Annotated in this window: 20 protein-coding genes; 11 read left to right on the top strand and 9 right to left on the bottom strand. The window is 36.7% G+C overall.

What is annotated here, in order from left to right; translation table 11 throughout:
* The first annotated feature begins 22 nt into the window (after positions 1-22).
* From FG27_RS07210 to murI, 7 genes are all read left to right on the top strand, one after another.
* Positions 23-907 (top strand): NAD kinase, encoded by an 885-nt coding sequence (locus tag FG27_RS07210; RefSeq protein ID WP_037317396.1) that lies wholly within the window; start codon positions 23-25, stop codon positions 905-907.
* 99 nt (positions 908-1,006) lie between these two features.
* Positions 1,007-1,711: a DUF6089 family protein gene (locus FG27_RS07215; protein ID WP_037317399.1), complete on the top strand. Its 705-nt coding sequence runs from the start codon at positions 1,007-1,009 to the stop codon at positions 1,709-1,711.
* A gap of 1 nt (position 1,712) precedes the next feature.
* Positions 1,713-2,453, top strand: coding sequence for an isoprenyl transferase (locus FG27_RS07220; RefSeq protein ID WP_037317402.1), 741 nt, complete (start codon positions 1,713-1,715; stop codon positions 2,451-2,453).
* 7 nt (positions 2,454-2,460) lie between these two features.
* Entirely contained in the window at positions 2,461-5,079 is a 2,619-nt protein-coding gene (locus tag FG27_RS07225) for an outer membrane protein assembly factor (RefSeq protein WP_197051673.1), read from the top strand.
* A gap of 33 nt (positions 5,080-5,112) precedes the next feature.
* Positions 5,113-5,916, top strand: a complete 804-nt coding sequence (locus FG27_RS07230) for an OmpH family outer membrane protein (protein ID WP_037317408.1) — start codon at positions 5,113-5,115, stop codon at positions 5,914-5,916.
* A gap of 42 nt (positions 5,917-5,958) precedes the next feature.
* Positions 5,959-6,468, top strand: a complete 510-nt coding sequence (locus FG27_RS07235; protein WP_037317411.1) for an OmpH family outer membrane protein — start codon at positions 5,959-5,961, stop codon at positions 6,466-6,468.
* Between the two features lie 69 nt (positions 6,469-6,537).
* Positions 6,538-7,335: a glutamate racemase gene (murI, locus tag FG27_RS07240; RefSeq protein WP_037317414.1), complete on the top strand. Its 798-nt coding sequence runs from the start codon at positions 6,538-6,540 to the stop codon at positions 7,333-7,335.
* Here murI and FG27_RS07245 read toward each other — a convergent pair.
* Positions 7,332-8,357 carry a type IX secretion system membrane protein PorP/SprF gene (locus FG27_RS07245; protein ID WP_156101214.1) on the bottom strand — a complete coding sequence of 342 codons (1,026 nt, stop codon included), beginning with the start codon at positions 8,355-8,357 and terminating at the stop codon, positions 7,332-7,334. The genes murI and FG27_RS07245 overlap by 4 nt on opposite strands.
* Positions 8,358-8,438: 81 nt before the next feature.
* Between FG27_RS07245 and FG27_RS07250 the strand changes: the two genes are divergently transcribed.
* Positions 8,439-9,365 carry a NifU family protein gene (locus FG27_RS07250; RefSeq protein ID WP_037317417.1) on the top strand — a complete coding sequence of 309 codons (927 nt, stop codon included), beginning with the start codon at positions 8,439-8,441 and terminating at the stop codon, positions 9,363-9,365.
* Between the two features lie 3 nt (positions 9,366-9,368).
* On the opposite strand, the gene FG27_RS07255 is transcribed toward FG27_RS07250, so the two are convergent.
* A complete protein-coding gene (locus FG27_RS07255; RefSeq protein ID WP_037317420.1) occupies positions 9,369-11,621 on the bottom strand; it encodes an inorganic phosphate transporter in 2,253 nt (750 codons plus the stop codon).
* A 153-nt stretch (positions 11,622-11,774) separates the two neighbouring features.
* On the opposite strand from FG27_RS07255, the gene FG27_RS07260 reads away from it, so the two are divergent.
* From FG27_RS07260 to FG27_RS07270, 3 genes are all read left to right on the top strand, one after another.
* Positions 11,775-11,975 carry a dodecin family protein gene (locus tag FG27_RS07260; protein ID WP_037317423.1) on the top strand — a complete coding sequence of 67 codons (201 nt, stop codon included), beginning with the start codon at positions 11,775-11,777 and terminating at the stop codon, positions 11,973-11,975.
* 69 nt (positions 11,976-12,044) lie between these two features.
* Complete coding sequence (locus tag FG27_RS07265) at positions 12,045-14,087, top strand: thioredoxin domain-containing protein (RefSeq protein ID WP_037317426.1); 2,043 nt, start codon at positions 12,045-12,047, stop codon at positions 14,085-14,087.
* A 72-nt stretch (positions 14,088-14,159) separates the two neighbouring features.
* Positions 14,160-15,047 carry a mechanosensitive ion channel family protein gene (locus FG27_RS07270; RefSeq protein ID WP_037317429.1) on the top strand — a complete coding sequence of 296 codons (888 nt, stop codon included), beginning with the start codon at positions 14,160-14,162 and terminating at the stop codon, positions 15,045-15,047.
* Here FG27_RS07270 and tsaB read toward each other — a convergent pair.
* From tsaB to FG27_RS07305, 7 genes are all read right to left on the bottom strand, one after another.
* Entirely contained in the window at positions 15,044-15,700 is a 657-nt protein-coding gene (gene tsaB, locus FG27_RS07275; RefSeq protein ID WP_037317432.1) for a tRNA (adenosine(37)-N6)-threonylcarbamoyltransferase complex dimerization subunit type 1 TsaB, read from the bottom strand. The genes FG27_RS07270 and tsaB overlap by 4 nt on opposite strands.
* Before the next feature lie 4 nt (positions 15,701-15,704).
* Positions 15,705-16,949: an efflux RND transporter periplasmic adaptor subunit gene (locus FG27_RS07280; RefSeq protein WP_037317435.1), complete on the bottom strand. Its 1,245-nt coding sequence runs from the start codon at positions 16,947-16,949 to the stop codon at positions 15,705-15,707.
* Between the two features lie 3 nt (positions 16,950-16,952).
* Complete coding sequence (locus tag FG27_RS07285; protein WP_037317438.1) at positions 16,953-18,392, bottom strand: TolC family protein; 1,440 nt, start codon at positions 18,390-18,392, stop codon at positions 16,953-16,955.
* 62 nt (positions 18,393-18,454) lie between these two features.
* Positions 18,455-19,573 (bottom strand): efflux RND transporter periplasmic adaptor subunit, encoded by a 1,119-nt coding sequence (locus FG27_RS07290; protein WP_037317441.1) that lies wholly within the window; start codon positions 19,571-19,573, stop codon positions 18,455-18,457.
* Between the two features lie 39 nt (positions 19,574-19,612).
* Positions 19,613-20,878, bottom strand: coding sequence for an ABC transporter permease (locus tag FG27_RS07295; protein WP_037317444.1), 1,266 nt, complete (start codon positions 20,876-20,878; stop codon positions 19,613-19,615).
* A gap of 1 nt (position 20,879) precedes the next feature.
* Positions 20,880-22,127: an ABC transporter permease gene (locus FG27_RS07300; protein WP_037317447.1), complete on the bottom strand. Its 1,248-nt coding sequence runs from the start codon at positions 22,125-22,127 to the stop codon at positions 20,880-20,882.
* Complete coding sequence (locus FG27_RS07305) at positions 22,120-22,821, bottom strand: ABC transporter ATP-binding protein (protein WP_037317450.1); 702 nt, start codon at positions 22,819-22,821, stop codon at positions 22,120-22,122. The genes FG27_RS07300 and FG27_RS07305 overlap by 8 nt, the downstream gene beginning before the upstream one ends.
* Between the last annotated feature and the right edge of the window lie 25 nt (positions 22,822-22,846).

Consider the following 22,846-nt stretch of genomic DNA (forward strand, 5'->3'; position numbering starts at 1 on the left):
GGGATCTAAAAACTATAAACTAATGAAAGTAGGCATCTATGGCCAATTTTACCACACAAATGCCGGCACTTATATAGCGCAGCTTCTGGAATTACTGAAGCGTGAAAAAATTAATGTGATTATTGAAAAGAATTTCCTGGAGTTAATTCATCTAAATAAGACCATAGAAGAGAATTATTCCCATTTCAGCACGTTTGAAGAATTAGATAATAGTTTCGACCTCTTTTTTTGTATTGGTGGTGATGGTACTATTTTAAAGTCTATAAATTACATCAGGAATTTAGATATTCCCATTGTTGGAATCAACACCGGGAGATTGGGTTTCCTTGCCACAATTCAGAAAGAAGAAATTAAAAAAAGTCTCAAAACCATATTGGAAAAAAATTACAGCATTTCTTCGCGCAGTGTATTAAATATTAGCACCAACCCTTCCAACCACGATCCTGTTTTTAAAAATATCGCGCTAAACGAAATTGCCGTAAGCCGTAAAAACACCACATCTATGATTACCGTAGATACCTGGCTTAACGACCAATATTTAAATTCTTATTGGGCAGATGGTTTAATTGTATCTACGCCAACCGGCTCTACAGGATATTCCCTTAGTTGCGGTGGCCCCGTGATTACGCCAGATGCTGGCTCCCTTATTATTACTCCAATAGCGCCGCATAATTTAAACGCACGGCCTTTAGTAATTAAAGACGATACTAAAATAACACTTCGGGTTTCAGGCCGGGAAGAATCTCACTTGGTTTCTATGGATTCTCGTATTGCCACCCTGGAAAATGATACCGAAATTATAATTGAAAAAGCACCCTACGCTATAAATCTTGTTGAACTTAAAGGCGATAGTTTTCTTCAAACCCTACGTAAAAAGCTGATGTGGGGAGAAGATAAGCGCAATTAAACAATAAAAGATTTTAAAAACTGTTTTAAGAATGTACAAACTTGCTCAAATTATTGTAGAGCAAACATAATTGTTATATTTGCAAACTTTTGAAAGCCTATGAGGTACCTATTAGTTTTTGTTATTATGCTTGTTTTTGCTCCAAAAATTCAATCCCAAACATTTGAAGTAGGACCATATATTGGTGGAGCTAATTACATTGGAGATGTGGGACGAACCAATTTCGTGCTTCCTAGCGGTTTGGTAGGAGGCGCACTTCTTAAATGGAATCGAAGCCCCCGTCACGCTTTTAGATTTTCGCTTTTATATGCTGAAATAAATGCCGACGATGCGAATTCTAACGATGCTCGTAGAATTAATCGTGGATATTCATTTAGCAATACTATTGCAGAAGCTTCTCTAGGTATAGAATATAATTTTTGGAGTTTTGATCTTCATGAAGGTCATCCACAAAGTACACCCTATCTTTATACAGGAATTACATATTTTAGAGCAGATCATATTGTTTTAGACGCTGATTTCCCTGACGGAAATCTACAAAATCAAGGTGCTAACTGGGATTTTGCTATTCCGGTAGTTTTTGGTTACAAAGAAAGTATTACCCGTCATATTGTGGGAGCCCTTGAAGTTGGCGTGCGTTATACATTTACAGATAATTTAGACGGAAGCTGGCCTGAAGAAGTTTTTGGAAATAGAATGCCCCAAAGGGAATTTGGAAATAGAAATACCAATGACTGGTATGTTTTTACAGGAGTGAATTTCACATTTTCCTGGGGTAGAGAACCTTGCTACAGCAGATTTTAAAATGAATTATAAAGACAACATAGATCTTAAAAAATTACCTAAGCACATTGCCATAATTATGGATGGTAATGGCCGATGGGCTCGTCAAAAGGGTTTTTTGAGGGCTGCAGGTCACGAAGAAGGCACAGCCGCCGTACGCGATGTTGTAGAAGCCTCTGCTGAAATTGGTATAGAATATTTAACCCTCTATGCTTTTTCTACAGAGAATTGGAACCGTCCAAAATTGGAAGTAGACACTTTAATGCGGCTACTGGTTTCCTCCTTGAAAAAGGAAATTAAAACCCTACAAGACAATAATATTAGGCTAAATGCTATTGGTAATTTAAAAACTCTGCCTAAAAAAGTATTTAGAGAACTTCACGAAGTTATCGAGAAAACTAAAGCTAACGACCGTATGGTGCTTAATCTTGCACTAAGCTACGGTTCACGGGAAGAATTAACCTCGGTAATAAAAGAAATTAGTCTGAAAGTTAAAAATAACGAAATAACCGCTGATGCTATTGATGAATCGGTTATAAATCAGCATCTTTACACCCGAAATTTTCCGGAGGTGGATTTATTAATTAGAACCAGTGGAGAACAACGCATAAGCAACTTCCTGTTATGGCAAATTGCTTATGCCGAATTATATTTTACAAAAATTTTGTGGCCAGATTTTAGAAAAGAAAATCTTTTTGAAGCCATTTACAATTATCAAAATAGAGAACGACGATTTGGAAAAACCAGTGAGCAACTCAGTTAGCGCATTCATGACGAAGAAAGTACTTACCCTCTTAGCAGTAGCATGTAGTTTAATTTTCAGCATTTCTTCACAGGCTCAAGGCTTACCATTAGCCGATGGAAAAAAATATATAATTGGAGATATAAAAGTTACCGGTACCATTAGCTTCAATGAGCAAACCGTTATTGCTTACACCGGCCTAAAAAAAGGTGAGGAAATTTATATTCCAGGCGACAAAATTAGTAGCGTGATCAATAAACTATGGGATATTGATCAATTTAGCGATATCAATTTTTATATCACCCAGATAAGAGATGGTAATGTGGCTGATCTGGAAATTGAGATTCAGGAAGTTCCAAAACTTAATAAAGTACAGGTTACCGGACTTAAAAAGCGAGAGAATGAAGAAATCATCAAGGAAAACAAACTAAGAACTGGAGCTAAAGTTTCTGAAAACCTTATCACTACCACTAAAAATCATATTGAAAGCAAATATCGTAAAGAAGGTTATTTTAATGCAAAAGCAAAAATAAGCACCAGCGAGGTTACCGATACTACTGAAAACAAGAACCTGGTTAATATGCTAATTGATATAGACCAGGGTGATCGAGTAAAAGTTGCAGATATAAACTTTTCTGGCAATGAAAAGTTTTCTGATTGGAGACTTAGAAGAGCTTTAAAGAATACAAAGCAGAAAAATTTTGTGCGTTTCTGGAAAAGATCAAAATTCGTAAGAGCCGATTACCAGGAAGACAAAGAGAATTTAATAGACAAATACAAGGAAAGCGGTTATCGTGATGCCAGAATTGTTACAGATTCTCTAGTAGAAATTGATGATAAGACCATAGCCTTAAATCTAAAAATAGAGGAAGGAGATCAATATTATATAGGTAATATAAATTTCCTTGGAAATTCTGTGTATAGCGATGCTCAACTTCAACGTGCGTTAGGTATTAATAAAGGTGATATTTATAACGGAGTTCTTTTAGACGAAAGAATTGCAGATCAAACCAAACCAGATGGAGAAGATCTTTCTAATCTCTATAAAAACAATGGTTACTTATTTTCAACCATAAATCTTGTTGAAACCAATGTTTATAATGATACTATAGACTTCGAGATTAGAATTATAGAAGGAAAAGAAGCCTACTTCAATAATATTTCAGTAACCGGAAATGATAAAACAAAAGACCACGTAATATATCGTGAACTAAGAACAAAACCGGGACAAAAATATAGCCAGGAAGATGTTGTAAATACGGTAAGAGAACTTGGTCAACTTGGTTTCTTTGATGCTGAGCAACTTGAACCAAAATTTGTAGATCCAGATCCACAAGCCGGTACTCTGGACCTTGAATATTCTGTAGTAGAAGCAGGAGCTAGCCAAATAGAACTGCAAGGTGGATATGGTGGCGGTGGTTTCATCGGGACGCTGGGACTTTCTTTCAATAATTTCTCTTTATCAGGTATTTTTGATAAAGAAGCCTATCAACCAGTACCTATGGGAGACGGGCAAACTCTTTCCCTTAGAGCACAAGCAAGTACATTTTACCAAACGTATAGCCTTTCTTTTCAGGAACCATGGTTAGGTGGTAAAAAACCAGTAAGCCTTCAAACTTCTTTTTCATACACCAGACAGTTTTTATTTGATTATATAAACAGGCAGGCAGATAGAAGTAGAAGTTTTGATATTCTAGGAGTTAATGTTGGTTTAGCAAAACGTTTAACTGTGCCAGATCCTTATATGACGGTATCCCACTCGGTAGGTTTCCAACGTTACAACCTTAATAACTACAATACCGGGCTATTTACCTTTGGAGATGGTCACTCGAATAATTTCACTTATACCTTTGGGCTTACAAGAGATAACACTTATGTTAACCCAATTTTCCCAATGGGAGGTTCTAAATTTAAACTAACTGCTAAATTCACTCCTCCTTATTCTTTATGGAATGGTGTAGATTATGGCAATTTAGCCGAACAAAGGGAATATCAACTTGAAGATGAAAACGGAAATCTTATTAACCGACAGGGTGATAGGGTAACTCCAGACAATGCGGTGGGTGATCAACGTTTAATAGACCAAAAGAAATTTAATTGGTTAGAATTCTATAAAGTTAAATTTAGCGGAGAATGGTTCACTCAAATCTATGATAAACTAGTCTTAAGAACCAATGCCGAGTATGGTTTTCTTGGAGCCTACAATAACGATCGTGGGGTACCACCCTTTGAAAGATTCTTTCTTGGAGGTGATGGCCTTGGAGCGTTTAGTTTAGATGGTAGAGAAACTGTTCAGTTAAGAGGTTATCCAAACCAATCTGTAGTACCTTTAGATCGTCCCGCAGGTGTTAATGATGATGGAGCTACTATTTACAATAAATATTCATTAGAACTTAGATATCCTATAACCTTAAAACCTTCAGCCTCTATTTACGCACTTACTTTCTTAGAAGCTGGGGCATCTTATGACAACTTTAGGGATTTCAACCCATTCCAGGTTAATAGATCTGCCGGTGCAGGTTTAAGAATCTTTATGCCAGCCTTCGGTCTACTTGGTATAGACTTTGGTTATGGATTTGATTCCATTGGTGGTCAACAAGGAGCTAATGGTTGGGAAACGCATTTCATAATCGGGCAACAATTTTAATTTGGCACGATATTTTCTATAATCGATTTAAGTATGCTTAAAAGAACATTTTTATTCACACTTTTAATATTGATTGGCATTGGAGCTTCAGCTCAAAAACCAATAAATATAGGCTTTGTGGATATGGAGTATATCCTTGAAAATGTTCCTGAATACCAGCAAGCTTCCACTCAATTAGATCAACGAGTAGAAGAATGGCGAAATGAAATCGAGCAGAAAAGAAGAGAGATTGGTGAAATGAAAGTTAGCCTTCAAAATGAACGTGCGCTACTTACCCCAGAGCTTATTGAAGAGCGGGAAGAGGAGATTGCATACCAGCAAGAACAGGCTACAAATTATGAACAAAAGCGGTTTGGCCCGAAAGGTGATTATATGATTCAAAAGAGGCAATTAATCAAGCCAATCCAGGATCAGGTTTTTACCGCCTTACAGGAAATTGGTGAAACCAGAGATTTCGATTATATTTTTGATAGAAATGCTGAATCGGGTATGTTATTTGCAAAAAAGCGGTTTGATTTAAGCGACCAGGTTTTAAGAAGTATCAATAGAGCTTCTAACCGTAAGCAAATTACAACAAAGCAGGAAGAAAGAGAACTTGAAAGAGCAGAAGCTAGAACTCTTGAAGAGGATAAAGAAATAACTGACCGGGAACAGGCTATTGAAGAGCGAAAAAGTGATCGGGAAGCTTTAATAGAAGAAAGAAGAAGAAAACAGGATTCTATAAAAGATGCAAGGCAAAAAGCTTTTGAAGAGCGTAGAGAAAGAATTCTAAAAGAAAGACAGGAGAAAAGAGATTCTATTCAAGCAGCCCGTGCAACAAAAGACACAATAAACTAAATAATTTTAAACCTTAATACTTAACAATTAATATCAATTAAAATGAAACAATTCAGAACACTTTTTATAGCCCTTGCATTAACAATAGGAGCTACTGCATTTACAAACGCACAAACCAAGGTTGCGCATGTTGCAACCCAGGAACTTGTAGAAACTATGCCGGCTTATAAGGATGCAATGTCGCAACTTGAAAAGCTTGAGAAAACTTATGATGCTGAAATTAAGGATATGCTAACGGAAGCTCAAAACACTATGCAACGTTACCAATCTGAAGCAGAAACAGTAACAGAGGAAGAAAATGCGAAAAGAGCAAGTGAGCTTCAAGCTACCGAAAGAAGAATCCAGGAGCACAGCCAAAGAGCGCGTCAGGAACTTCAGAAAAAAGAAAACGACCTTATTAGACCTGTAATTGAAAAAGCTCGTGAAGCTATCCAAAAAGTAGCTAGAGCACAAGGATTTGATTATGTACTTGATTCTACTACAGGAACTGGAGTAATTCTTGCTGATGGTAAAGATCTTATGGCTGATGTAAAAGCCGAATTGGGAATGTAATTTAGCCCAATACACAAATAAAGATTAAAAGCTGCGCCCCTTTTCGGCGCAGTTTTTATTTTTGTACTAATGAGCAACACCAATCCAATAGGCATTTTTGATTCTGGCGTAGGAGGAACTTCTATATGGAGAGAGATTCACGAATTACTTCCAAATGAAAAAACCATCTACCTCGCCGATAGTAAAAATGCACCATACGGTGAAAAGCCCATTGAAACAATTAAAAATTTGAGCAGGAAAAATACTGAGAAATTGCTCGATATGGGCGCAAAAATTATTGTGGTTGCCTGCAATACCGCAACTACCAATGCCATTAAAGATCTCCGGAATGAATATGCAATTCCATTCATAGGTATAGAACCCGCAATTAAACCGGCGGCTCTAAATACTAAAACAAAAACTATAGGTATTCTTGCTACACGCGGAACTTTAACCAGCACCCTTTTTTCTCAAACTTCAGATTTTTATGCCAGGAATATAAATGTAGTTGAAGTAGAAGGTCGCGGCCTGGTAGAACTTATAGAATCAGGCGATTTAGATTCTCCTCAAATGAGAAGTCATCTTCTAAAATTACTGGAACCCTTTTTTGTGAATAAGATAGATTACCTGGTTTTAGGCTGCAGCCACTACCCTTACCTCATCCCTATTCTAAAAGAACTACTACCAAAGGAAGTAATAATTATAGATTCAGGAGAAGCAGTCGCTAAACAAACCAAATCTATACTTAAGGAAAACAATCTATTAGTGCAGGAAGCATTAGCCCAGAAACCACTCCCAGAGTTTTTTAGCAATACAAATCCTCAAGTTTTAGGGAATTTAACCGAGGCCGAACAGCATGGCTATAAAGTATCTTACCTGGATTTTTAATTAACTGCCGGGACATTTTTATCCCATTGCCATCTACTTTTTCCAAAATTATATCCAATAGTGATTTGATGGAAGCCATTATTACTCAAAACCACAGAGTTTAATTGGTAGCTAAAAGTATAGCCAAATATAAAATTCTTGTAATCTAAACCAACAAATGGAGTAATATACCGCAGTTGCTGACTCTGAATTGCTTCCCCTTCAGCAGTATATTCAGCGCCTTCAAAACTATTACGATAAGAAAGTCCGCCCCATAATTGCCCAAAATCAACCTCCCGGTAAACTTTCATATTTAAATCTATATTCATTTCATTAGTGGCCTCCCGTAGTTGATATAAAATTGAAGGCTCATAACTCCAGTCAGAATTACTATCAAAAACATAACCTGTAGAGAATAAATATTTACGTTGATTGCTTGGCACGGCATCAGAATAAAAAAGCTCCCGGCTTACGGAAATCATATTCTTAGCTGCAAAATGAGCATAAAAATCGAGATAATAATAAGACATACCTATATCCATATTTCCAAACATATCAGATACATTGTTCCCATTTACTATAGGATCAAATTCCGTAAATCCACTTTGGTCCAACCTATGCTGAATAATCCCCGCGCTAATTCCAAAAGAAAGCTGATTTAGAAATTTATTTCTGGAAAAAAGCAAATGATAAGCGACAGTTCCATAAGCGCCAATTTTCGAGAAATTCCCATTTTGGTCGTTAAAAACCACCCCTCCAACGCCAAGCTTATCTCCTATTCTACCATTTACTGCCAGTGTCTGTAAGCTGGGAGCGTTATCTACGTCGAACCATTGCTGTCTTGCAGTAAGTCTAATTTGATTTCTATTCACCGCACCGGCCATAGAAGGATGAATAAGATAAAGATTATCGGTTAAATAATCTGAATATACAGGAATCACCTCCTGGGCTTTTAAAGAAGATCCAGATAAGAAGAAAAAATAGATAAAAAGGAAAGCAATAGAAATTCGCCGTTTTATAAAATACCAATTAAAATTTTCCATAAATAAAGTTCGAATCCCCATAAGAAAAGTAAAGATATAGATTAACTAAGTTTTCTTTAGTACTTTTGCAAAAAAATTGATATGAGCAATTTCACCATAAATATACAAGCAACAAATAAACCGGGAATCATAAAATTTGAAACCAACAAATTTTTAACCCGCCACGAAAATTACGAATTCAATAATATAGATGAAGCCTCGAAATCTCCCCTGGCTCAGCAGTTATTTTATTTGCCATTTGTAAAAACAGTTTATATCGCGCAAAATTTTATCGCGATAGAAAAATACGACATTGTTGAATGGAATGATGTTCAGGAAGAAGTTGCCGCTCAAATTGAAGACTTTTTAAATAAAGATGGCATCGTAATAAAAGATGAAACTGATACATCATCTAAAGCTGTACCGGTTACTGTTTATGCTGAAAGCACACCGAACCCGGGAGTAATGAAGTTTGTTGCCAATAAAAAATTGGTGTTAAAAACGGCTGAATTCAAGAATATAGATGACGCTAAAGACGCGCCGCTTGCGCAGCAACTTTTTCATTTCCCATTTGTAAAAGCCGTTTTTATAGATTCTAATTACGTGTCTATCCATAAATATGACGTGGCCGAATGGGAAGAAATCACCTTAGAATTAAGGGAATTCATCACCAATTACCTACAGGACGGAAAAGAGGTTTTAAAAGCTGAAACTTCAGCGCCTCAGCAAACTGAATCAGCGAGTCATCCTGCAAATCCAGAAGTAAGTCAGGAGATTAAAGATCTTGATGATACTTCAAAACAGGTAATTGCTATTTTAGATGAATATATCAAGCCTGCTGTAGCCAGTGATGGCGGTAATATTCTTTTTGATTCTTATAATTCTGAAAGTAAAACCGTAAAAGTAATTCTACAGGGAGCTTGTAGTGGTTGTCCTTCTTCTACCATGACGCTTAAAAGCGGAATTGAAACGATGTTAAGAGATATGCTGCGCGGCAAAGTAGATTATGTAGAAGCGGTAAATGGATAAATGCTAAAGCGTTGTTTTAGCTTCCACATAAAATTCCCTAAATAACTCAATAAGATTAAGCGTAGACGAAATAAGGTCTTTAGATTCCAGTAAAAGCCCAAAATAGAGCTTGGTGTTTTTCGGGCTACTTTCTGAAGTCCTTATGCGTTTAATTTGCTTTTCTATCATTTCTGAAACCATATCGAGCAGCTGTTGCTTTTCAGCAAGAATATTGTCTAAACGCTCGAAATCATGCTCATCGAAAGTATATTTTATTTCTGCAAATAACTCCTGAAGTTTCTTGTCTATTCTCTTCAAATCCCGAATTTGATTGAATTTCAGGTTCTTATGGTTATTATTTACGTGTTCAAAAGAATTTCTTGTAATGTATCGAGTAGAATTCACCATTTCCTGCAAGTAATCAAGCAAATGAATATAGAAACGACTCGCCTCTACTGAATCTTCATCTAAAGATTTTATAAAATAAAATATATTTCCCTTTAGATCGTCTACCTCTTTTTCAAGGTCCCCAACTCTTTTATTGTTTTTCTTAAGTTTTCCTAAGTCGTGATAGCCTAAATTATCAACGGTTTTAGTATAACGCCTGCTGATCCCGGAAATCACCTGGGAAATATTTACTGAGCTTTCAGCTGTAATTTCATTAATCGTAATGATATCGGTACGTTTATATCGCTTCTGGCGTTTATCGGCTTTAGATTTTTTAGCGTGGGAAAGGGTGTTTCTAATAATAAAAAAGGCGGTAATACAAACCAAAACAGCGATTGCGATCAACCCGCCATAATAAATTATTACCGCAAAAACCGCTGCTCCCAAAAAAGCTACAAGGGCAGTAACAAACCAACCTCCAATAACATTTAGCACTCCTGCAACCCGGTAAACTGCACTTTCCTGGTTCCAGGCCCTATCTGCCAGGGAAGTTCCCATAGCCACCATAAAAGTAACGTATGTGGTAGATAGCGGAAGTTGCAAATTTGTACCCATAGAAATTAGAATACTGGCCACCACTAGATTTACAGAAGCTCTTACAAGATCAAAAGCCGGTGGTGCAATTTCTCTTACCTGGGTTTTAGTTTTAGGAACTTCAAACTGTTGGTTTATTCTCTTTCTGAGCTTTTTAGGTACTGTCTCTGAAACCGCAGTACCAAACATTATTGAATATCTAACAATGGTTCGTGATAAATAATTGGCTCCAAATCGTTCAGAACCTTCATTTTGCCTGGACAATTTCACCCCAGTATCTACAACCGCTTTTGCTTTACCAGAGAACCAAATAGTCAATACCATAACCCCCCCGGCAAAAATTAAAATAATCTCTGGTGTAGGCACACTTCCGGCCAGGTCACTCATAAGCAATTCTGAAGGCGCCAAACCAGATGCAGCCCAAATTTCATAAGATTGCCAGGCCGCGATTGGTACGCCAATAAAATTTACCAAATCGTTACCTGCAAAAGCAAGAGCCAGGGCGAACGTACCAACGATTACAATAATTTTGAGAATATTAACCCTAAAGAAACTTATTAATACTTTAGAAAGAATAGTAAAACCAAGCAGGCTAAAAATAATTATCTGTAAGCGATTATTATTTACATCTTCTACAAAATGATCTGATACAAAAGCCATACTATTTAACCCCTTAATAAGGATAAAATAAAAGATTGCAGCAAGCGAGACCCCACCAAAAATAGCTCCACTATATTTTAGCTTTTTTTCATATTTAAAAGATAACACCAAACGAGAAAAATACTGGACTATCGCCCCGGTAATAAAAGCGATAACAATGGCCAGTAAAATACCAATAATAACTTCAGAAGCTTTTTCAACATTTATAAATTCAACCAGTTGTGAAATATCATTCGTGGTGCTAAAAATTTTAATTAAAGCTACACTTACAGCTGCTCCCAACAATTCGAACATAATGGAAACTGTAGTAGATGTTGGTAAGCCCATGGAATTAAAGAAGTCTAAAAGCAAAACATCGGTAAGCATAACGGCCATGAATATGACCATGATCTCTTCAAAGTAAAACTCTTGCGGAAGAAATATCCCTTTCCTAGCGACTTCCATTAAACCACTGGAAAATATAGCTCCTACCGCAACTCCCAGGCTGGCGATAATAAGTATAGATCGCAAGGAAACGGCTTTGGAGCCCACAGCAGAATTCAGGAAATTTATAGCATCGTTACTTACCCCAACCACCAGATCGGTAATGGCTAGAACAAATAAAAGACCTAAAATAATTAGATATACATCCTGCATGGAAATGAGATCCTTTTAACCGGCAAAATTCAATTAAATATTTCTAAAAAGACGATTTCGAAAGTTATTAAAACTTTAATTCGAAGAGATAAGTGCGATTATTTTGTATCTTTAAGACAGTTCACTGATTACCAACCAATAAAACCATTAATTATGTCTATTATTAAAGTTATTGAAGTTTTAGCTAATTCTACCGAAGGCTGGGAAGATGCCACTAAAAAAGCTGTAAAACACGCAGCCAAAACCGTAAAGAACATAAAATCGGTTTACGTAAAAGAACAAAGTGCAATTGTAAATGGAGAGAACATTACCGAATTTAGAGTAAATGTAAAAATCACTTTTGAAGTCAGTTAGCATTAATTTATAGAAAATAGTGACGCTCCCTGGAATTTCAGGGGGCGTTTTTCATTTAAAAACACTAAGATGTCATCACCAAAATTCTCAAACAGCTTAATAAACGAAACCAGCCCATATCTTTTACAACACGCACACAATCCTGTAAACTGGAAGGCATGGAATGATAAAAGTCTCGAAGAGGCAAAAACACAAGACAAACTACTACTCATTAGTGTGGGATATTCCGCATGCCACTGGTGTCATGTAATGGAACACGAAAGTTTCGAAGACGAAGCTGTGGCGCAAATAATGAATGAAAATTTTATAAATATTAAAGTTGACCGGGAAGAAAGGCCCGATATTGACCAGGTTTACATGAATGCTGTTCAGGTAATGACGGGTGCCGGGGGATGGCCCATGAATATTGTTGCTCTTCCTGATGGTAGGCCGGTTTGGGGTGGCACCTATTTTAGAAAAGAGCAATGGAAAGATGCCTTAAAACAACTTTCGGGACTATATAAAACCAAGCCCGAAAAAATGAAAGAATATGCTTCCAGGCTGGAAGATGGCCTGCAAAAATTACAACTTATTGATCCTCCAAAAGAGGTAACGATTTTCAATTCTGATTTTTTAACTGAAAATCTTGAAAAGTGGAAAAAAGGATTCGATAAGAAAAATGGAGGTTCACGTGGAGCCCCAAAATTTATGCTTCCGGTCAATCAAAATTTTTTATTCAGGGCGGCGATTCAGCTAAACGATAAAGAATTAAAGGATCACACTATTCATAGCCTCAATAAAGTCTCTTATGGTGGTGTTTTTGATCATATAGGTGGCGGATTTTCGCGTTATTCGGTAGATGAGCGCTGGCACGTACCTCACTTTGAAAAAATGCTTTATGATAACGCGCAAATGGTTAGCCTTTATAGTAAAGCCTTCGCCTACACCAAAGATAACTGGTACAAGGAAGTTGTTTATAAAACATTAGATTTTGTAAAAGAGGAACTTACCGATAATACTGGAGTTTTTTACTCTGCCCTGGATGCCGATAGTGAAGATGCAAATGGAAATAAAACAGAAGGCGCTTATTATGTTTGGAAAAAAGAAACTTTACAGAAATTGCTAGAAGCAGATTTTCAAATTTTTGAAGCTTATTATAATATAAATTCCTTCGGAAAATGGGAGGAAGAAAACTATGTTCTTATCCGGTCTAAAAGCGATGAAACAATTGCTGAAGAATTTAAGCTTCATCTTAGCGAATTAAAGTCAAAAAAAGAGGATTGGTTAAAATTATTAAAAAAGGAAAGAGAAAAACGAATAAAACCAGGATTAGACGATAAAAGTTTAACCTCCTGGAACGCATTAATGCTAAACGGGTATGTAGAAGCCTATAAAACTTTCGGCGAGCCAGAATTCTTAGAAAAAGCACTAAAAAATGCTGAATTTCTACAGAAGAATCAGCTTAAAAAAGATGATCGTCTTTGGCATAATTTCAAAAATGGAAAAAGTACTATAAATGCTTATTTAGAAGATTATGTTTTTTGCACTGAAGCGTTTCTTAATTTATATGAAGCCACTTTTGAAGAAAAATGGCTGGAGCTTGCCGAGAAATTAATTGAGGTTTGCCTGGAAGATTTTCAGGATCAAAAAACCGGATTATTTTATTTCACCTCATCAAAAGATAAGGCTTTAATCACAAGAAATTACGAACTGAATGATAATGTAATCCCGGCTTCAAATTCTGTAATGGCTAAAAATCTTTTTAAACTCTCAAAAATAAAAGGAAATTTGAAGTATTCTGATTTAGCTGAAACTATGCTTAAAACGGTGCAGAAACAAATTAAAACACAACCACAATCTTATGCCAATTGGCTGGACCTCATGCTTAATTTCACCAATACTTTTTATGAAATAGCCATTATGGGGGAAGATGCACATGCTATTCAGAAAAAATTACAACAGGAATATTTACCTCATACCATTTTTGCGGGTAGTACAGAGCAGTCAGAAATTTCAATATTAAAGAATAGGTTTAAAGAAAATAGCGATCTAATTTATATTTGCAATAACGGAAAATGTGAACTTCCCCTAAATTCTGTAGAAGAATCTATTCAAAAAATAAAACATTTTTAACAAAAATTAAACAGGAAAATTTATTATAAATAAAATATTTATAGTCAATTTGCTTTCTAAAATAATCGAAATATGGATAAATTAAACGATTGGGGCGCCATCGCCAAAGAATATGCTGAAAAGTTTATAGACTATTTACCTACTTTATTGGGAGCGCTTGCGCTTCTTTTTATTGGGCTTTGGGTAATTGGTTTAATAGTAAAATATGTAGAAAAATTATTCAAAAAGAAAGATTACGATAAAACGTTAGAAATTTTCACTTTAAATGCACTAAAGTGGGGCCTTAAAATAATCTTATTTGTTCTTTTTATTACACAACTTGGCGTGCAGAGTGCTTCACTTGTAGCCGCAATTGGTGCTGCAGGTCTTGCTATTGGTCTTGCCATGCAGGGATCACTCTCAAATTTGGCCGGTGGTGTAATTTTAATCATATTAAAACCCTTTAAAGTAGGAGATTGGATAGAAGTTCAGGGCGTTTCAGGTAGTGTGGTAGAGATCTCTTTATTTTATACAAAATTAGACACATTCGGGAATCAACGTGCAGTAATTCCAAATGGGGAATTAAGTAACGACAATATTATAAATTACAGCTTCAACGGTACAAGAAAAGAAAATCTAAGTTTTGGAATTTCTTATGATGACGATTTGAAAAAAGCTAAAGAAGTACTTAGAAATCTTGTAGAAGAACAGGAAAATGTGCTAAAAGATCCTGCACCGCAAATTATTGTGTCTGAACTGGGAGCAGATTCTGTAAACTTCTCGGTAAGATATTTTGCTGAAAACAGTAAATTCTGGGATCTACACTGGTTTATGATCGAGGAAGGAAAAATAAGACTGGAAGAAGCCGGTATGACTATTCCTTATCCTCAACGTGATGTTTATCTTTACGATCAAACCAAGATGAACGGAACTATAGAGAAGCGATCAAAAAATAATAACAATAAAGACACGGCCGATTAACCGGCGATAAAATCTTTTAAGTAATAAGGTTCAAAATAAGCGACATCTTCGGTGTCGCTTATTTTGTATTTAGCTTCTGCTAAACTGCACATTTCTTTTGCAGAGGGTAACTTATCTACCATAAACTCAGCGTTTGGATGTGTACATATTTCCTGAAATTTTTCCACTCCATTTCCTATAAAAATAGTTTTAGCTTTTTCCAGATAATCAAGAAAGGAATTTTCGTCTAAAACTTCAGCTTTAGTTTCCCTAATTTTTAATTCTGCATCAAAAACTGCTGAATAAACTTCCATTCTACGTGCATCTAACATGGGGATTACAAATCCTTTTTCAGATTTCACCTGCGCGCTTAGAGCGGTTAAAGTAGCAATAGAAATCAAGGGAATATCTAATGAAAAACATAGACCCTTGGCCGTAGAAACCCCAATTCTCAAACCTGTATAGGACCCCGGACCTTTACTTACGGCAATCGCATCAAGATCTGCTACACTTAAATCATTTTCCTTCAAGACTTCATCTATAAACACATGTAACTTTTCAGCGTGAGAATAGTTATTGCTTTTATCTTCTTTTAAAGCTAAAAGAGTCCCGTCTTTTGAGAGTGCTAAGGAGCAGTTTGTAGTTGCTGTTTCTAAACAGAGTATTAAAGCCAATTATTTATGATTTTGATTCCCCATTATTTACTTCAACCTTATCCCCTTCTTTCAGGCTTTTAGTTACCGTATTGTACGGGCCGGTAATTACTGTTTCACCTTCAGTTAAACCTTCGGTAATTTCAATATTACTATCATCCTGAATTCCAGTTGTAACTTTTCTAAGTTGGGCTTCTTCCCCATCCTTTAAAAATACGGCCTCGTATTTTTCATTAGAATTTTTACCAGCAGTGGTATCATTTTTAATCACAATAGCACTAATTGGAACACCAATTATTTTATTTTTTCTATTGGTAATAATATCTACTGTAGCCGTCATTCCAGGTCTAAAAGGCGAATAATTTTCGTCCTTTCCTTCAATAAGGTCGGTATAAGATTCCTCTAAAATACGAACTTTCACCTTAAAGTTTGTTACTTGATCTGTGGTTAGTGCAGCATCAGCCGAGTTAGATATTTCAGTAACAATTCCTTCAAATTCTTTACCTAAATAAGCATCTACTTCAACAATTGTAGAATCTCCAACTTCAACCTTTACAATATCATTTTCGTTTACATCTACTTCAACTTCCATATTGGTAAGATTGGCAACTCGTAAAATTTCGGTACCAGCCATTTGTTGGGTTCCGACTACACGTTCACCAAGTTCTGCATCAAGCTTTGAAATTGTTCCGCTCATAGGAGCGTAAATATTGGTTCTTCCAAGATTATCGGTTGCTTCTTTTACGGTAGCTGCGGTACTTTGCATATTGTAGTAAGCCGATTCTTTATTGGCCTGCGCCACCTCATATTCAGAAACAATTCTATCCCACTCTGCTTTAGAAATAACTCCTTTTTCAAAAAGGCTTTTATTTCTATTATAGTTTGCTTCTGCTTGCTTTAAACTTGCCTGAGATTGAGAATAGTTAGCTCTTGAGGTTTCCAATCCTGCCTGAGCTCTGTTTACATTAGATTGATAAATATCTGGATTTACTCTAACCAATAAATCTCCTTTTTCTACTGCCTGTCCTTCTACAATTGGAAGTTCTATTATTTCTCCAGAAACTTCTGAAGATAATTTTACTTCGATTTCTGGTTGAATCTTTCCTGTAGCCGAAACGGTTTCTATAATATCTATAGGTTCAATTTTGGTTATTTCTACTTCTTTAAAATTACCAGATTTTCCAAACCAACCGGCCTTTTTACCTACAACCAATAGTACAATAAGTGCAAGAGCAATTCCGATAATTATAAATAGAGTCTTTTTTTTCATAGTTTAAAATTTAAGATCGGTCACCGGTATTCCAAAATAAAGTTCCAGAACTTTTAGTTTAAAAATATAATCGTATTTGGTACGAAGCACTTCACTTTGAGCATTTTCATACCTTAGTTTTGCCTGGCTAAATTCAAAAGCATTAGAAATTCCTACATCAAAACGCTGGGTAGAATAATCAAAGGCCTGCTCCTGTGCGTTAGCTGCAACCAGTGCGGCTTCATAAGCCTCAAAAGCTCCTTCTGCATCTACATAGGCCTGATATACATTTGCTTCAAGATCCAGTTCAGCCTGTTCCAATTCGAACTCAGCACGTTTGGCATTTACCTGGCTTCTTCGAACCTGGATTCTGGTAGCTAACCCATTAAAGATTGGAACGCTAACCTGCACCCCATAAGTAATACCATCATTTCGCTGTAATTGTTCGAAAAACGGAAGTGGGCTTCCTAGGGTTGTAATAGTGTTTGGTGTTACTACAATATCACCTGTACTTTCAACAACCCCAATTTCTCTGGTAGGGTCATTAGGATCTATTTCTGCGCCTACAATTCTACCCTGGCCAGATTCCCTTGTATTATAGTTGAAGAAAGCCCCTACACTAGGATAATAAGCTCCTTTGGCTATTTCTACATCTTTTTGAGCAAGTTCACTATTAGCTTCAGCAATTTTAATTTCTGAACGCTCTTCTTTCGCCTGCGCTACAATATCATCTACCGAATTATCAAGAATTTCGGTTCCAAAAATACTGTAGTCTCTTTCTACAATATCAAAATTCTCGTAATCTTTTATAAGCAAGGTTTGGGCTAAACTAATAAGTGAAATCCTAATATTATTTTGAGCTACAATTATTCGCTGACGCTCATCTGCATTTGTCGCTTCAATCTCCAGAAGATCACCTTGAGGCAAAGAACCAGCTTCTACAAGCTCCCTTGTTCTTTCCATTTGTTCTTTGGTAACTTCATTTTGCATTTTAAGAACTTCCAGGTTTTGTTTATTAAATAGCACCTGTAAATAAGAATCGGCTACAAATAACGTAATATCATCCTTCATCCTATCCAATGCGTATTGGCTGGCTAGTTCAGATATTTTAGCGCGTTGCAATTGCTTGAAATTCCTAAGTCCGTCAAAAACATTAAGACTTGCGGTAACCCCTGCAGAAAAGTTTCTGGTGGTTTGCGTTTGTAAAATACCGGTGGTTACGTTTTGGGTAAGACCCGTGTTCCAGGAGTTGGTTGCGGAAGCGTTTACGTTTGGAAGAAAATTACCAATGGCATCTCTTCTACCTAACTCTGCCAACTCTACATCGAGTTCACTTTGTTTTACTGAAATATTATTTTCCAGGGCATAATTAACACACTCCTGGAGTGTCCATTTTTTGCCTTCCTGAGCTTTTGTAAATAAAGCGGAAAATAAAAACAGGATTAATAAGCTGTATTTTTTCATAATCGGAATTGTAGTTGATGAGTCTGTGAAATTCTAAACTTGTTACATTTTGATTTAAAAATCTACCTACCGGCAAATTCAGGACCTGGTTTTACTTTGTTCCAAACCTTGATCTTATCGTCTTTAGAAATCCCATTTTTCACTTCTACCTGAATGCCATCGCTAATTCCTAATTCTAAATCTCTTCTTTCAAATTTTTGATCTCCGGTTTGAATTTCCACAAAAGGCTCCTGACTTTGAGGATCAAACTGAACCAAGGCTTCTTTAATTGCTAAAACTTCGTCTGCACGATCTAAAATAATTGAAGCGTTGGCACTTAAGCCGGCACGGATAAAGGTGGTGTCGGCCTTATCTAAAGTTCCTTTTATTTCAAACTGAATCGCTCCATTTTCATCTACTCCTTTGGGAGCGATATAATCTAAAACCGCATTAAACGTTTTATTTTCTATGGCACCAACGGTTACTTCCAGCGGCAAATCTTCCTTAATTTTCCCCACTTCACTTTCGTCTACTTTTCCTTCAAAAATCATTTCATTAACATCAGCCAGAGTAGCTAAAGTAGTACCGTCATTAAAATTGTTACTTTCTATCACCTGGTTACCAACACGCACTGGCACATCCAGTACCATCCCATCTACGGTAGATCTAATTAGCGTGTTTGCTGCGCTTCCAATTCCGCTAGTAGTTCCAGTTTGTACAATCTCAAAATTTTGTTCTGCAGATCTAAAATTTTGCTGCATTCTTTTATAATTGGCTTCAGCATTATCAAAATCATTTTGAGAGATCACTCCTTTTTCAAACAAAGATTTTTGTCTATCAAAAGTTTTCTTCTCGTTTTCTAAATTGATTTTAGCGGTAGCTACTGCATCTTTAGCGCTTTGCAAGGAATTCACATTCGGAATTACCCTAATTTTCGCAATAAGATCTCCAGCCTTAACTTTTTCCCCGGCTTCAATATATATTTCATCTATAATTCCTGAAATATTAGGCTTGATGAGTACTTCCTCTTTTGGAACAATATTGCCCGTAGCCACCGTTTTTTTGATGATGGTTTCTATGGAAGCCTGCTCGGTTTCATAAACTGTAGGATCCTCCTGGTTTTTTTGAAACAAATAGTATAATGCCCCAACAAAAACTACGACGATCAATACTAAAATTGAGATGGTAACTGTTTTTTTCATTTTATTTTGATTGTATTTATCTTCTTTATTCTTTTCTTTTTATTCGGTCCTAAGAGCGTCCACAGGTTTTATTTTAATCGCATTTTGTGCAGGAATAAGTCCTGCTAGAAGCCCTGAACAAACTAAAATTGCCAATGCAGTAAGCACTACCCCCAAATCTACGCTTGGGTTAGCAAACATCATTTCTGAAGTATCCATCCCGCTTAATGCATAATTGATTGCGGCGATTATTCCCGTAGCGAAAATAATCCCGGCCATTCCTGAAATAATGGTTAGAAAAATAGACTCCATTAAAATTTGACCTCTAATAGACCAGGGTGTTGCGCCAAGGGCACGTCTTACGCCAATTTCGTTAGTTCGCTCTTTTACAACAATCAGCATAATATTACTAATGCCAATAATACCGGAAAGCAAGACCAGAATTCCCACAAAATAAGCCACGGCTTTTAAAGCTACGAACAGCCCGTTTATCTTGTTGAATTCTTCGTATAGATCAAAATTACCAACGGCGCGATCGTCATCCGGATGAATGGAATGACGGCTTTTAATTAAGTCCAAAACACTAGATTTAAGACTCGTTATAGAATTTTCATCGTTAGCGGTGATTGCCATCCATCCTACAGTATCTCCCATATTAAACGCCTGCGAAAATGCAGTAAACGGAACATAAATCTCTTTTTGAGCTTCTTCGGAATTTCCACCTCCACCACCTTTTTTCTTATAGGTGCCAATTACCATAAAATTGACCCCGTTTATTTTAAGATAGGTTCCTATAACTTCTTCATCTTTATCATAGAGTTCTCTCCTAACCCCATCTCCAATAATGGCAACTTTTCGCTTTTGTTCTATATCCAGGTAATTGATAAACCTTCCGGAAGTAACATCCATAGGTTCCTGCTGGATTATTTCGGGATAATCTCCATAGACATTAAATGCCCCGGTCTGCAAGCCACGAACCACGTTGTTATTTCCGCCAAAACCGCCTAACTGATTACGCGGAGAAATAAACCGAAGGCCAGGTACATTTTCTCGTAGTGCTTCTACATCTCCGGTTTTAAAATTATAACGACGTCCTTTAGGGAGGCCTTTATAAGGCTTTGAAGGAGTTTGGGTCCACATAAACATGGTATTGGTAGCAATCCCTCCAAACCCCTGTTTCACGCCGTTTTCAAGGCCTTTACCGGCCGCCAGTAAAATAACCAGAATAAAAATCCCCCACATAACGCCAAAAGCGGTGAGTAAGGTTCTAAACCAGTTAGCACTTAATGCTTCAATTATTTCGCTCCACTTATCCCTGCTAAACATATTATTCGTCTCTAAGTGCTACAATAGGTTTAATTCGCGCAGCCCTCCAGGCTGGGAAAAATCCGGCAATGGCTCCCGCAATTACTAAAATAAAAACAGTGGTAATTGCCACATTAAAGTTTACAGCTGGATTGGAGATATAATCAGTTTCGATAAGTGGCCCCACAAATTCTAGTAACAATAAGCTTGAAATCAAACCTATAAAACCGGCAATAGCGGTTACAAAAATAGATTCGTGAAGCACCATTCCTACTATTGAAAGTGGCTCAGCCCCCAGGGCTTTTCGAATACCTATTTCCCGGGTTCTTTCTTTTACAATAATGAGCATAATATTGCTCACTCCAACTACCCCCGCGATTATGGTACAAATTCCCACTCCCCAAAAGAAGAATTTAATCATGTCCATTAGGTCGTAGAACCGCTTGGCATTTTCCAGCGAATTATTAATACTCACTGCGCTTTCATCGTCTGGGGCGATAGTATGTGTTTCCTTAAGTTGATTCTCTATATCTGCTGAAAATTGATTGGATTCAGCAAGTGCATCTTCAAAACTTTCACGAGGCTCCAGAGTAAATGCCATGTTCGCAATATTGTTCCCTCCTCCAAACACTCGTTGGGCAGTAGAAATAGGCATAAAAACCCTACTTTCCTCTCTTTCCCCACCTGGATCTGTATAAACACCTATTACTTTAAAATTTATCCCGGAGATTTGAACATATGCTCCAACGGGATCTCTGGAATCTTTAAAAAGATCGTTTCGTACCTTATTCCCAATCACCAACACTTTTTCGAAATTTTCATGATCTTTATAGTTTACAAATCTACCGTTAATCATCCCACTGTTTTCCAAAAATTGATAATCAGGGTAAACACCCTCTACACGGTAGGAACCAGATTCCTGCCCGTAATTTACTATCCCGTTCCAGATACGGTAAATGGAAGATTTATATTCTAAATCGTCTTGATATTTTAAAGCTGCATAGTTGAAATCTTCATTTTTCATCTGAATTCTTCTACCCGGATTCAAACCTTTGTATTCTTTAGAAGTAACACCGGTGTAGACGTACATAATATTTGCGGCGTCCCTTTTGAATTCCTGCGAAATACCATTGCTCATTCCCTGGCCTATTCCTAAAAGGATAACCAAAATAAAGATGCCCGAAGCTACCGAAAGTCCGGTTAAAAAAGTTCGTAATTTATTCTTACGAATCGTATCAAAAATCTCTTCCCAACGTTCTAAATCAAACATTTTGCAAAGCTCTTATTTGATTAACCTGGGTATCCTGAATTATCCTACCGTCTTTTAAATTCACGATTCTCTTTGTCATTGCAGCAATATCGGGTTCGTGAGTTACTACAAGTATGGTTCGACCTTCATCATTAATTTCCTGAATTAGATTCATAACGTCATAAGATGTTTTTGAATCTAAAGCACCGGTAGGTTCATCGGCTAGAAGTACTTTTGGATCGCTGGCAAGAGCTCTAGCAATGGCTACCCTTTGCTTTTGCCCTCCGGAAAGCTCATTTGGCAAATGCCCTGCCCAATCGGCGAGACCAACTTTTTCCAAATAAGACATTGCTTTATCTATACGCTCTCCTCGTTTAATTCCTTGATAATACAGCGGAAGTGCCACATTATCCAGGGCGTTTTTATAAGAAATAAGGTTGAAGGATTGGAAAATGAATCCCAGAAATTTATTGCGATAACGGGCAGCTATTTTTTCATTTAAGTTTTTAATAGGAACGCCATCTAAGGTATAAGAACCCTCATCGGCTTCATCTAACATGCCCAGAATATTCAAAAGTGTAGATTTCCCAGATCCTGAAGAGCCCATAATAGAAACGAGTTCTCCTTCGGCCACGCTAAAATTGATTCCTTTTAAAACGTGCAGTGAATTACTACCCATTTTATAGGATTTGTGAAGATCTTTAATTTCTATCATCGCAGTGAAATTATCGGGTTGTTTG

The sequence above is a fragment of the Salegentibacter sp. Hel_I_6 genome, from assembly GCF_000745315.1.
GTDB lineage: Bacteria > Bacteroidota > Bacteroidia > Flavobacteriales > Flavobacteriaceae > Salegentibacter.